Annotated in this window: 12 protein-coding genes; all 12 read left to right on the top strand. The window is 36.6% G+C overall.

The features are described 5' to 3' along the window. Position 1: 1 nt before the first annotated feature. The 12 genes from ACH0B5_RS02485 to ACH0B5_RS02430 all read left to right on the top strand — a co-directional run bounded on the left by ACH0B5_RS02485 (position 2) and on the right by ACH0B5_RS02430 (position 13405). Positions 2–961 carry an ABC transporter permease gene (locus ACH0B5_RS02485; protein WP_406927346.1) on the top strand — a complete coding sequence of 320 codons (960 nt, stop codon included), beginning with the start codon at positions 2–4 and terminating at the stop codon, positions 959–961. Between the two features lie 348 nt (positions 962–1309). Further along, positions 1310–2572 (top strand): EF-P 5-aminopentanol modification-associated protein YfmF, encoded by a 1263-nt coding sequence (yfmF, locus tag ACH0B5_RS02480; RefSeq protein WP_406927345.1) that lies wholly within the window; start codon positions 1310–1312, stop codon positions 2570–2572. Between the two features lie 3 nt (positions 2573–2575). Beyond that, entirely contained in the window at positions 2576–3871 is a 1296-nt protein-coding gene (gene yfmH / locus ACH0B5_RS02475) for an EF-P 5-aminopentanol modification-associated protein YfmH (protein ID WP_122970424.1), read from the top strand. Continuing rightward, on the top strand, positions 3871–4599 hold the full coding sequence (gene ymfI / locus ACH0B5_RS02470; protein ID WP_122970425.1) for an elongation factor P 5-aminopentanone reductase: 729 nt from the start codon (positions 3871–3873) through the stop codon (positions 4597–4599). Before yfmH ends, ymfI begins: the two co-directional genes overlap by 1 nt. Before the next feature lie 47 nt (positions 4600–4646). Then, positions 4647–4904 carry a DUF3243 domain-containing protein gene (locus tag ACH0B5_RS02465; RefSeq protein WP_122970426.1) on the top strand — a complete coding sequence of 86 codons (258 nt, stop codon included), beginning with the start codon at positions 4647–4649 and terminating at the stop codon, positions 4902–4904. Between the two features lie 352 nt (positions 4905–5256). Then, on the top strand, positions 5257–6054 hold the full coding sequence (locus ACH0B5_RS02460) for a DUF3388 domain-containing protein (protein WP_122970427.1): 798 nt from the start codon (positions 5257–5259) through the stop codon (positions 6052–6054). 146 nt (positions 6055–6200) lie between these two features. Further along, the gene (locus ACH0B5_RS02455; protein ID WP_406927344.1) at positions 6201–7070 is read left to right on the top strand and encodes a helix-turn-helix domain-containing protein; all 870 of its coding nucleotides are present in this window, start codon (positions 6201–6203) and stop codon (positions 7068–7070) included. A 48-nt stretch (positions 7071–7118) separates the two neighbouring features. Next, positions 7119–7697 (top strand): CDP-diacylglycerol--glycerol-3-phosphate 3-phosphatidyltransferase, encoded by a 579-nt coding sequence (gene pgsA, locus ACH0B5_RS02450; RefSeq protein ID WP_122970429.1) that lies wholly within the window; start codon positions 7119–7121, stop codon positions 7695–7697. A 13-nt stretch (positions 7698–7710) separates the two neighbouring features. After that, entirely contained in the window at positions 7711–8967 is a 1257-nt protein-coding gene (locus tag ACH0B5_RS02445; protein ID WP_122970430.1) for a competence/damage-inducible protein A, read from the top strand. A 182-nt stretch (positions 8968–9149) separates the two neighbouring features. Further along, positions 9150–10217, top strand: a complete 1068-nt coding sequence (gene recA, locus ACH0B5_RS02440) for a recombinase RecA (protein ID WP_277749703.1) — start codon at positions 9150–9152, stop codon at positions 10215–10217. A gap of 500 nt (positions 10218–10717) precedes the next feature. Beyond that, positions 10718–12271 carry a ribonuclease Y gene (gene rny, locus ACH0B5_RS02435; protein ID WP_122970503.1) on the top strand — a complete coding sequence of 518 codons (1554 nt, stop codon included), beginning with the start codon at positions 10718–10720 and terminating at the stop codon, positions 12269–12271. Between the two features lie 192 nt (positions 12272–12463). Further along, on the top strand, positions 12464–13405 hold the full coding sequence (locus ACH0B5_RS02430; RefSeq protein ID WP_174232626.1) for an LCP family glycopolymer transferase: 942 nt from the start codon (positions 12464–12466) through the stop codon (positions 13403–13405). Positions 13406–13499: the final 94 nt, after the last annotated feature.

Here is a 13499-nt window from a genome sequence, read left to right as displayed (position 1 = left end):
CATGAGCTTTTTAGAAGTGCTATATTTTATTATTCCTTCTGCCATTTTCTATGCAGCACCATTAATTCTAACAGCAATCGGTGGCGTATTTACTGAAAGATCTGGGGTTGTCAATATTGGACTTGAAGGGATCATGGTTGTAGGTGCAGCAAGTAGTATTATTTTCAACTTATTTTTTGCAGATCAATTAGGAAATTTCACACCTTGGGCCGGATTAATCGTCGCAATGGTGGTCGGGATTATTTTTTCATTAATATTAGCAATTGCAGCAGTATCTTTACGTGCGGATCAAACCGTTTCTGGAGTTGCTCTGAATTTGTTAGGGCTTGCTGTAGCGGTATTTACAGTTAAAATGATTTATGACAAAGGTCAAACAGATTCGATTACAGAACGTTTCTCTCGTTTCGATATTCCGTTATTAAGTGACATTCCTGTCATTGGGAAAATGTTCTTTGTAGACGTTTATGCAACATCAATATTAGCCTTTGCCGTAGCAATTGTCGCTTGGTTTATTATTTATAAATCTCCATTCGGGTTACGTCTACGCGCTGTAGGGGAACACCCAATGGCGGCAGACACGATGGGTGTTAATGTAACAAAAATGCGCTATGTAGCTGTTATGATTTCCGGAGCACTAGGTGGTATCGGTGGGGCGATTTATGCCCAAGCGATTGCTGGGAACTTCGGTGCATCAACTATTAGTGGTCAAGGTTTCATGGCGATTGCGGCAATGATTTTCGGTAAATGGCATCCACTAGGTGCGTTAGGTGCAGCTTTATTCTTCGGTTTTGCCCAAGCACTAAGTGTAGTAGGTGGTTCTATCCCGTATATTCAAGATATTCCGGATGTATACTTACACATTTTACCTTATGTCTTAACAATTTTTGCTTTAGCAGGATTCATAGGAAAAGCCCATGCACCAAAAGCAAGTGGTGTTCCGTATATTAAAGGAAAAAGATAATATGTTTTTTATTAAAGTGCCTTTCAAATTGAAAGGTGCTTTTTTCTATTGTCGAAAATTAATGTTCGACACGACTTATATGAAAAAAATCTGTTCGATTTGATGAATCAATCTGCTTGAGAAGGGTAAATTATTGCATATATGTATAAATTCAAAAGGGAAAAAACAAAATTGGATTATTTTTGCATAATCACCAATTCTACATGTATAGTAGTGATAGCGACTGTTTGTTTCAAAAGAAATAGTTAAAAACAGTAGAAAATAGTCGATTGGTACAACATACAAAGCCAATTATTGATGGCGATTGTACGTTTTCCTATACAAGAGTATAAGTCAGGAGGAATTTTTTTGTTTTTATCGACCAAGTTAGCAGAAGGTGTTACGCTGCATATCCGACAAACAACTCAATTCAAAACAGTAAACTTTTCTATAAAATGGAGAACCCCATTAACGACGAAGGATGCTGCAGAACGTGCCGTGTTATCAAACGTTTTGCAACATAGTAATGGAAAATATAAAAAATCAGCCGAATTTAGAAGTTATTTAGATGACTTATTCGGTACGGTTTTATATTTTGATGCGACGAAAAGGGGCAATGAACATACCCTTTTATTAAATGTTGAAACTGTAAACGACCAATATTTAGCAGAAAATAAAGTATTTAATGAAGTGTTAGAATTACTAAACACGGTCGTTTTCGAACCAAATTTTGAAAGTGGATCATTTGTACCAGCTATTGTGGAGCGGGAAAAAGAAATGATCATTCAACGAATCCAGTCAATCTTTGATGATAAAACTCGTTATGCCCAACATCGTTTAACTCAAATTATCCGCCCGAATCATCCGGCTTCCATTTCTGCTAATGGAACGATTGAAGCGGTAAAAGAAATTACACCAGCATCGTTAACAAAAGCTTATGAAAAAATGATTAATGAAGATAAAATTGATATTTACGTTGTCGGTGATTTTGACGTAGAGGCAGTTCAAAAGAAATTAACTGAAGCCCTATCATTCAAAGATCGGACGCCAAAACAAGCAGAGAAAAAGAAAGATGTTTCAAAACCTGAAAAAGATTATGTAAAAGAACAACAAGAAATGAAACAAGGGAAATTGCATATTGGGTTTAGTACTCCTGTAACTTTTGGCGATGAGGATTTCCCGAAAATGCAAATTTTCAATGGTGTTTTTGGTGGTTATGCCCACTCTAAATTGTTCATGAATGTCCGTGAACGGGAAAGTTTAGCTTATTATGCGTCAAGTTCTTATTCTGCCCATTATGGTTTAGTTTATGTTGTCTCTGGTATTGAACCAGCAAATGAGAAAAAGGCAACAGACGTTATTTTTGAACAGTTAGAAGCAATCAAAAAAGGAGAAATTTCTGATTTAGAACTAACGCAAACTAGAGCAATGCTAATCAACCAATTAAAAGAAGCCCTTGATTTAGCCCGCGGACAAATTGATATTTACGATCAATATAAAGATTTAGATGAACAATTTTCAGTGGACCTTTGGAAAGAACGTTGGGAAAAGGTTACAAAAGAAGATGTTCAAAAAATGGCTTCACAAGTACAACTTGAAGCAGTTTATTTCTTAAGTGGAAAGGAGGCCTAGCCAATGCAAACGATTGAGTTTAAACAGCTAGACGAGACATTATTTTATAAAAAGTTACCAAACGGATTAGATGTATATATTTTACCGAAGAAAGGTTTTTCAAAAACATTCGTTACTTTTACAACGAAATATGGTTCGATTGACCGTACCTTCGTCCCAATGGGGGAATCAGAGGCTATAACAGTTCCGGATGGGATTGCCCACTTTTTAGAGCACAAAATGTTCGAGAAGGAAGATGGGGATGTATTCCAACAATTTAGCGAAGCTGGAGCATCAGCGAATGCTTTCACTTCCTTTACTCGTACAGCTTATTTGTTCTCTGCAACAGATCATATTTATAAAAGTACAGAAACGTTATTGAATTTCGTTCAAGAGCCATATTTTACGGAACAAACGGTGAATAAAGAAAAAGGAATTATCGGTCAAGAAATTACGATGTACGATGATCAACCAGATTGGCGACTATATTTCGGTGCGATTGAAAATATGTACCATAATCATCCCGTTAAAATTGATATTGCTGGAACGATAGAATCAATCGATAAAATTACAGCAGAGCATTTATATACTTGCTACAACACGTTTTATCACCCATCCAACATGTTATTGTTTGTAGTTGGTGCCATCGATCCAACTGAAATGATGGCGTTTATTGAAAAAAATCAAAGTGAAAAGGAATTTCCAGAACCAACGCCGATTGAGCGTCACTTTGAAGAAGAACCAAAAGAAGTCGCGATTAAAGAACGCGAACTGACAATGGATGTTCAAAAACCAAAAGTATATGTAGGGTTAAAGGCGAAGGAAACAGAATTAAGCGGCGAGGAAATGCTTAAACATGAGCTATCGATTCAAATTGCATTAGAGTGTCTATTTGGTCGGGCATCAAACTTTTATACAGATGTATATGAAAATGGGTTAATCGATGAAACCTTTGCTTATGATTTCTCTTTAGAAAAAGGTTATGGCTTTGCATTAATCGGCTCTGACTCAAGTCAACCGGATCAGTTAGCGGAAAAAATTAAAAATGAAATAAACAATGCTCAGTCTAACTTAACGGCTGAAAAAATCGAGCGGGTAAAACGCAAAAAAATAGGTTTCTTCCTAAGAGCTCTTAATTCTATGGAATTTATCGCAAATCAATTTACCCGTTATAAATTTAATGAAATGAATTTATTTGATGCAGTACCTGTCATCGAAAAATTAACGGTTGATGATGTGTTACAAGCTTTCGAATCGATTCAAGGAGAGTCTCAGCAAACCGTATTTAAAGTTTTACCTTCAAGTGAGAGGAAAGAATAATGAAAAAATTCGCACTCGTAGTAGGAGCTTCTGGTGCGATTGGAAAGGCAATAGCTCAGCGACTAGCTAGTGATGGTTGGTCGCTTTATTTGCATTTCCATCAAAATCGTCAAGCATTGGAACAGTTAGTGGAACAGTTGAGATGTAACTTCCCAGAGCAAGAATTTATCGAAGTCCAATCGGATTTTTCAGAAGATAATGGAGCAGATATTCTTGCAACACAAATTTATTCATTACAAGCAATTGTTTTTGCAGGAGGTCATGCACTTTACGGTTTAATAGAAGATACGCCAGTGGAAGAAATGAATAAACTTTGGAAAGTGCATGTTCAAAACCCAATGCGTTTACTTGCGTTATTATCCAATAAGCTCCGTCAACATGATACAAGTTATGTTTTATTTATTGGATCAATTTGGGGAGAAGCTGGAGCTGCCTTTGAAACAGTTTATAGTGCTGTGAAAGGTGCCCAACATGCATTTGTTAAGTCCTATGCAAAAGAAGTAGCTTACAATCGTATTTTAGTGAATGCCATCGCTCCTGGGCTGATTAAGACCGGAATGAATGCCCATTTAAATGAAGAAGAAAAAAGGAAAATCAATGAAGAAATACCTTTAGGAAGAGCTGGAGAAGTTGAAGAGGTCGCAAATCTAGTCAGTTTTTATTTAAGTGGACAGGCAAATTATGTTACTGGTCAAATTATTCGATTAAATGGTGGATGGTACATATAATTCTCCAATTTGCACATAATAAAATTGCAAAGGAGGAGGAGATATAAATGGCGCTATTAGAAAACTGGGAAAGATGGACATCATTTTTAGGCGAACAAGTTAATGAAGCCCAAGAAAAAGGTATGTCCAAACGTATGATTGAAAAATCAGCTGTACAAATCGGTGATTATTTAGCGAAAAACGTTGACCCTAAAAACGAACAAGAACGCGTACTATCCGACTTATGGGGAGTAGCTTCTGACGATGAAAAACATGCGCTTGCGAATTGTATTATTAAATTAGTACAAAATCATCGCATGCAGTAGTCAATATCATAAGTTTTTAGTGAAAAAAGCGAAGTGGCTTGTTTACTTATTAAGCCTAAAGTAGGCAAGCCTAATCCCGCTAATTTAGATATCATAAAACTCTCATCGTCTAATTTCTTCAAACTTCTCTTTAAGGAGGCTAGCCCTCCTTTTTTCTTATCTTGTTTTTTTCCTAAATTTCGACATTTTCATTGCCAGCATACTATTTTTTACATTATCATATATAAGTATAATAAATTTTAATATTTTAAGAGAAAATCATTACTTTCTAACTTTTCAATACATATAAAATCCGCTATGATGAAACTAATAAGAAAAATAATATTTTTCGTTGGTGAGGGGACGGTTTTTAGTGGGTGAATGGTATTTTGAATATGAGATCCAAGTAAATCGTCCAGGTTTATTAGGCGATATTGCATCACTCCTAGGTATGTTACGTGTGAATATTGTTTCAATTAATGGTGTAGATGAAGCAAGACGGGGAATGCTATTAAAAACAGAGAATGATGAAACGATTCAACGTTTCATTTCCATCGTTTCGACAATGGAAAACATTCATGTCACAAAATTTCGAGAGCCGAAAGTACGTGATCGTTTAGCTGTCCGTCATGGTCACTATATAGAACGGGATCAGGACGAAAGAAATACATTCCGCTTTGTACGAGATGAGCTAGGCATTTTAGTTGATTTTATGGCTGAATTATTTAAAAAGGACGGTCATAAATTAATTGGTATCCGAGGGATGCCACGAGTTGGGAAAACGGAATCAGTTGTAGCTGCTAGTGTTTGTGCCAACAAAAAATGGATATTCCTATCGTCTACGATGATTAAACAAACAATTCGTAATCAGCTAATTGGAGACGAATTTAATGCCAATAATATTTTTATTCTTGATGGAGCAGTCACACGAAGAACTACTGATGAACGTCATCAACAGCTTGTTCGAGAAGTGATGAGTGTACCTGCTATTAAAGTAATTGAACATCCTGATTTATTTGTACAAAACTCCCAATACAAAATTGAAGATTTTGACTATATTATTGAACTTCGTCATCATCCAGATGAAATCATTACGTATGAACTTGTTGAAAAAAATGAAATGAACATTCAAAACAACCCGTTTGGAGGTTTTGGAGGATTCGATTTTTAAACATTGTTCAAAAAAAGGATGTCTTTTTTTGGAACATTGTTTCATTTTGTTCGTTTAGTTAGTATGTTGACTACTAAGCGATAGTTGTCAGTCTAAAAGCATGTCAGAGGATTTTGCAAAAGACGAAATTGATTAGAAAAAAGTAGGTGTTTTTGTTGACAGAACTCGGAGCTCGCCTTAAAGAAGCGAGATTATCTAAAGGTTACAGTTTGGATGATCTTCAAGAAATTACAAAAATTCAAAAGCGGTATCTTGTCGCAATTGAAGAAGGAAATTATTCCATTATGCCTGGAAGCTTTTATGTTCGGGCATTCATTAAACAATATGCAGAGGCAGTTGGACTGGAAATAGAGGAACTTTTAGAGGAATTTAAACAAGAAATTCCAAACCAGCCAAAAGAAGAGGTTGCCCAGTCGATTTCCCAAAGTCCAACCCGGCGTAAATTAAATTCAAGATCGACTAGCAGGTTATTGGAAACGATGCCAAAAATCATCGTTGCGTTATTTATTATCGTTATTTTAGTAGCCATTTGGTTTTTATATCAACAAAAGGCTAAACAACCGGGCGAAGAAGAAGAAAATAATTCAGAAATCGAATATCAACAACAGGAGCCGACTCCTGTTGAGCCGGTAGAAGAGGAAGAGCAACCTGAAGAAACAGAACAACCAGTACAAGAAGAGCCAGAACAACCAACTCAAACGATTTCTTCTGGTACTATCGATGGAGAAACAACTACTTACGAACTTTCAGGAACAGATACGATGAATATTCGTATTGAAGTTTCAGGTGACACATGGGTTGGAATCCGTGATGAAGCTGGAAGTGAACAAATCGAAGACCGTGTATACAAAGCTGGGGAAGTAGTGGAATTCGATGCTACAGCAAATGCCTATGCTCGTATTCGATTAGGAGATTCTACCGTTGCTAAAGTTTTCATCAATGATGTAGAACTTCAATATGCACAAAACATTACGACTCAAAATATTATCATTACATTACAACAAGAAGAACAATAGTCATCTTTATCAGATGACTATTTTCTTTCGAATGAAAGGTGTTAGCAAATGAACTTACCGAATAAGATTACAGTCTCGAGAATCTGTTTAATTCCAATCTTTGTGATTGTAATACTATTTGATTTTGACTGGGGAAAAATGGAGTTTTTAGGCGCAGAAATGCCAGTCAATCATTTTGTAGCAGCATTAATCTTTATTATCGCTTCTACTACTGACTGGATTGATGGTCATTTTGCACGGAAATATAATTTAGTTACTACCCTTGGGAAATTTCTTGACCCATTAGCAGATAAATTATTAGTAAGTGCTGCTTTTATTGTATTAGTAGATCTTCATATGGCTCCTGCTTGGATCATCATTATTATTTTAAGTCGAGAATTTGCTGTAACTGGTTTACGGGCAATTTTAGCGGGAGAAGGGGAAGTAGTAGCTGCAAGCCAATTAGGGAAAATTAAAACTTGGGCTCAAATTGTTGCTATCTCATCCCTTCTATTACACAATACAATTTTCACTTTAATGAACATACCTTTTGATATGATTGCCCTTTATGTGGCATTAATCTTTACAGTTTGGTCTGGTTGGGAATATTTCTATTTAAATCGTCGTGTCTTTGTAAACTCAAAATAAGTGAGGTTAAAACATGAATGCTGAAATAATAGCTGTTGGCTCAGAATTGTTACTAGGGCAAATCGCCAATACGAATGCAAAGTTTATTTCTACTCAATTATCTGAGCTCGGTATTAATGTGTTTTATCATACGGTTGTTGGAGATAACGGGGACCGTTTAAAAAGAGCTATTGAAATTGCGGAATCTCGAGCAGATTTAATTATTTTCTCAGGTGGCCTTGGTCCTACGAAAGACGATTTAACGAAAGAAACGATTGCTAACCACTTAGGATTACCTTTAGTATTCGATGATGTGGCACTATCTTATATTGAGCAATTTTTTGCCCAATGGGGACGCACGATGACTGAAAACAATCGTAAACAGGCGCTTATACTAGAAGGTAGCGAAGTATTAGCAAATCATCACGGAATGGCTCCCGGAATGCTTCTAGAAAAGGATGGACGTATATACATACTACTGCCAGGTCCACCGAAGGAAATTGAACCGATGTTCCAGTTCGAAGCGAAACCGAAACTTGCTGCTCGTTTAAATGAAGGTGGCATCATTCTTTCCCATGTTTTACGATTTTATGGGATTGGTGAAGCAGAATTGGAAGTACAAGTTCAAGATATTTTAGATAACCAAACCAATCCAACGGTTGCTCCCCTTGCTGGAGATGGAGAAGTTACACTACGAATTACCGCAAAAGCGGCTACAGAAGAGGAAGCTTGGCCATTAATTAGAGCGAAGGAAGCAGAAATTTTAGCTATTGTTGGGGAGTATCATTATGGGAATAATGACGACTCCTTAGCATCGAAAATTGTTGAAATGTTACTCCATCATAACTTAACGATTGCTGCAGCAGAAAGTTTAACTGCTGGTCTTTTCCAGTCTGAATTAGCGGAAATTCCAGGGGTAAGTGGAACATTAGTCGGTGGTATGGTGACGTATACTGAACAAGCAAAAGTTCAACAATTAGGTATCGAACAATCTTTACTTGATCAATACGGTGTTGTTAGTAGTGAATGTGCAGCTGCAATGGCATTAAAAGTTCGAGAAAAGTTTGGTACCGATATTGGCGTTGGACTAACAGGTGCAGCTGGGCCGGAACCTCATGGTGATCAGCCTGCGGGAACGATTTGGATAGGCTTTAGCATCGGTAATTCTGAACCAATTACCCGTAAGCTTCAACTTTTAGGTATGAGAAATTCTAATCGCATTCGCGCGGTCAAATTAGCTTATAGCTACTTAATGCGTTTGTTAGTTGAGAAAGGCTATGAAAAGATTTAATATAAGATAATATTTTTAATTGGGGAAAGTGAAATTTGAGCTATTTTAATAGCTCAAATTTTTATTTTGTTAAAAAACGAAAATATGTTCGCTTTTTTCTTGAAAGTTGTCTCAAAAAGAAGTATAGTAGAAATATAAGAAAGAGATAGAAATGGTCTGATATAGAATAAGGAGGAAATATTTTGAGTAATGATCGTAAAGCGGCCTTAGATATGGCGTTAAAACAAATTGAAAAGCAATTTGGTAAAGGTTCAGTTATGAAATTAGGCGAACAATCGGATCGTCAAATTTCCACATCTTCAAGCGGGTCCCTTGCCCTTGATGCAGCGTTAGGTGTTGGTGGATATCCCCGTGGACGTATTGTAGAAATTTATGGTCCTGAATCTTCAGGTAAAACAACTGTGGCGCTACATGCTATTGCTGAAATTCAAGCCCAAGGTGGACAAGCTGCATTTATCGATGCGGAGCATGCATTAGACCCAGTCTATGCACAAAAATTAGGTGTAAATATTGATGAATTATTACTTTCACAACCTGATACTGGTGAACAAGCACTAGAAATCGCTGAAGCATTAGTACGAAGTGGTGCCATTGACATTATCGTTATTGACTCTGTAGCAGCATTAGTACCGAAAGCTGAGATTGAAGGCGAAATGGGTGACTCACACATGGGTCTCCAAGCCCGCTTAATGTCTCAAGCATTACGTAAATTATCCGGTATTATTAATAAATCGAACACACTAGCGATCTTCATTAACCAAGTTCGTGAAAAAATCGGTGTTATGTTCGGTAACCCTGAAACAACGACTGGTGGACGTGCATTAAAATTCTACGCATCAATCCGTCTTGAAGTTCGTCGTGCTGAAACAATTAAACAAGGTACTGAAATGGTAGGGAACAAAACAAAAATTAAAGTAGTAAAAAATAAAGTAGCTCCTCCTTTCCGTACTGCTGAAGTTGATATTATGTACGGTGAAGGGATTTCGAAAGAAGGGGAAATCGTTGACCTTGGTGCAGAACTAGACATTATCCAAAAAAGCGGCTCTTGGTATGCTTATGGTGATGAACGTATAGGTCAAGGACGCGAAAATGCGAAAGCTTTCTTAAAAGCAAACCCTGAAATTCGTGATCACATTTCAAACAAAATTCGTGAATCCTTCGGCATGGCGGCAACATCCTATACAATTGGTGCCCATGATGAAGAAGAAGAAATGGATGAAGAATTAGCATTACTTTTAGATGAAGAATAATTAATCGTCAAATTAATTTTCTATATTAAAGTTGGAGGGAAAGTAATGTTTCCTCCAACTTTTTTTGTTAGTGAAATTTTTTGAAAATACTATTCGATGAAAAAATTTTTTAAAGCAGTCCATTATTCCCAACTGCTATTTTTTTATACCTACCTTTTCTCCTCAGAGTGAATACAATAAGATGAAATTGCCTAAAATAATAAGAAATATCTTAATTTTTAAGTATTTTATCGAAAGTGCTACATGGAATGAGGTAAAACTCTATCGAATTATCTAGTAGTCAAAAGGTCTCTACTTGCGGGAGTCCTTGACATAGCTGGGATGGACCTATACAATTAAAATTGTATAATTTCTAAATTATGAAATGAAATAGGCAGTATGTTGAAAACTAAGTTGCAATTCAATCATCAATAAAAACCGATTGAATAGGATAAAAACTTTCGTCAATGTATGAGCCGACTGAAAATGAAACGAATATAGCAAGAGGAGGTGTTCGAATGATGGAATACATTATCTCCGCTTTGCTTGGACTCATCGTCGGTGCCGCTGTTATCTATTTCTATATGAAAAAAGTGAACGAATCAAAAGTGAATGGTGCGAAACACTCAGCTGAGCTTATCATAGATGAAGCTAAGCGGGAAGCGGAAGCGCTTAAGAAAGAAGCACTACTTGAAGCAAAAGATGAAACTCACAAAATTCGAACTGAAGCAGAAAAAGACATCCGTGAACGCCGGTACGAGCTTCAGAAACAAGAAAACCGGTTATTGCAAAGAGAAGAAAATCTTGATCGCAAGGATGATGCTCTGAACAAGAGAGAATCAGGCTTAGAGCGTAAAGAAGAAGCTCTAGCTGAAAGACAACAGCATATTGAACAGATGGAAAGTAAAGTGGAAGAGTTAGTACGAGAACAAACGTCAGAGCTTGAACGCATCGCAGCTTTAACTCGAGAAGAAGCAAAAGACATCATTTTAAGACAAGTTGAAAATGAACTTTCAACAGATATCGCTGTCATGACGAAAGAAGCGGAAACACGTGCGAAAGAGGAATCTGACAAAAAAGCTCGTGAAATATTATCACTTGCACTACAACGTTTTGCAGCTGATCACGTTGCTGAAACAACCGTGTCCGTTGTAAACTTACCGAATGACGAGATGAAGGGCCGCATCATCGGTCGAGAAGGTCGTAACATTCGAACACTTGAAACACTTACTGGTATCGATTTAATTATTGATGATACACCAGAAGCGGTTATTTTATCTGGTTTCGATCCTATCCGTCGTGAAACAGCTCGTCTTGCCCTTGAAAAATTAGTACAAGATGGACGTATTCACCCGGCTCGAATCGAAGAAATGGTTGAAAAATCCCGTCGTGAAATGGATGAACAAATTCGTGAAACTGGAGAACAAACGATCTTCGAAGTGGGTATTCACAATTTACATCCAGATTTAATGAAGATCTTAGGTCGTATGAAATATCGTACAAGCTATGGTCAAAATGTGTTAAAACATTCCATCGAAGTAGCACATTTAGCAGGACTCCTGGCAGCTGAGCTTGGAGAAGACGTAACATTAGCAAAACGGGCAGGATTACTTCATGATATTGGGAAAGCTATTGACCATGAAGTGGAAGGTAGTCACGTGGAAATTGGTGTTGAGCTTGCTTCTAAATATAAGGAGCACCCAGTTGTAATTAACAGTATCGCATCTCACCATGGTGACACAGAAGCAACGTCAGTTATTGCGGTTATTGTGGCAGCTGCGGATGCTTTATCAGCAGCAAGACCTGGTGCCCGTAGTGAAACCCTTGAAAACTACATTCGCCGTTTAGAAAAACTAGAAGAAATTTCTGAAGGTTATGATGGCGTAGAAAAGTCATACGCAATCCAAGCAGGCCGTGAAATTCGTATTATCGTACAACCAGAGAAGATTGATGATCTTGCTTCCCACCGTTTAGCACGCGATATTCGCAAACGAATTGAAGAAGAATTAGATTATCCTGGTCATATAAAAGTGACGGTTATTCGTGAAACACGAGCAGTCGAATATGCAAAATAAATGAAAAGGAGCTTCCGTTTTGGGGGCTCCCTTTTTCTTTTGGATGAAAATTTCTATATAATCTAGTTAGACAATTTAAAAAACATTAAAAAAGGGGTTGCAAAAAGAGTAGCCAATCGATAAAAAATAATATATGCTACATTTAGCACTAGTTAATTAGCAACATATGGAGATTTAAAAGGAGGCATAAAGGTGGTAAAAGAAAAACGCACAGACAAAGTGAAGTCAAAAAAACGAAAAGTGCTGAAGTGGGTTGGTATTACGTTAGGACTTTTCATTTTGGCAGTAGCTGGTCTGGTGGCAAAAGTATACTTTGATGCAAAGAATACTGTCGATAAAGTATATGAAGAACTAGATAAATCTGAACTTCGAGAAGTAAACGTCAATGTGGAAGAACAAGAACCGATTTCGATATTGTTACTTGGGGTAGATGAACGTGAAGGTGACTCTGGTCGTTCGGATACGATGATTGTTGTAACAGTTAATCCGGAAACGAAAGATTCTAAAATGTTAAGTATACCACGTGATACATATACAGAAATTGAAGGACATGGAATGGATAAAATCAATCATGCATTTGCTTATGGTGGTATTGAATTATCCCGTAAAACGGTAGAAAATTTATTAGAAATTCCAATTGATTATGTTGTACAAGTAAATATGGAAAGTTTTAAAGACATCATTGATGCCGTTGGTGGTATTACGATAGATAACACCCTTGCCTTTGAATATGGCGGTTCGAACTTCCCTGAAGGAACCATTACTTTAGATGGAGATAGTGCATTAAATTATGTTCGAATGAGATATGAAGATCCGGAAGGAGACTTTGGTAGACAAAATCGTCAGAAAAAAGTGATTCAAGGAATTGCTTCTTCAGCAGTAAGCGTTGATACAGCATTGAACTATAAATCCATTTTCGAATCAATTGAGGATAATGTGCGTGTCAATGCATCTTATGATGAATTAATGACGATGCAAAAAAATTACAAAAATAGTTTCGGTAATATTGAGCAACTATATATAAATGACGGTAATGGTACAAAAATTGATGGAATTTATTATTATATACCTGATGAAACACAATTAGAAACTGTTAAATCAACATTAAAAACTCATCTAGAATTAAACTCATAGAAATTGATAAAACTCTTTTGAATTCATTTCAAAAGAGTTTTTATTTTAATAGTGATTATTATAGATTTCACAAGCATATAATAATAGAAAGATA

It is taken from the genome of Ureibacillus sp. 179-F W5.1 NHS (genome assembly GCF_045369345.1).
In the GTDB taxonomy this organism is placed as follows: Bacteria; Bacillota; Bacilli; order Bacillales_A; family Planococcaceae; genus Ureibacillus; species Ureibacillus halotolerans.
Note: the sequence above shows the minus strand (reverse complement) of the source record. Positions and strands in the feature narration are given on the sequence as shown.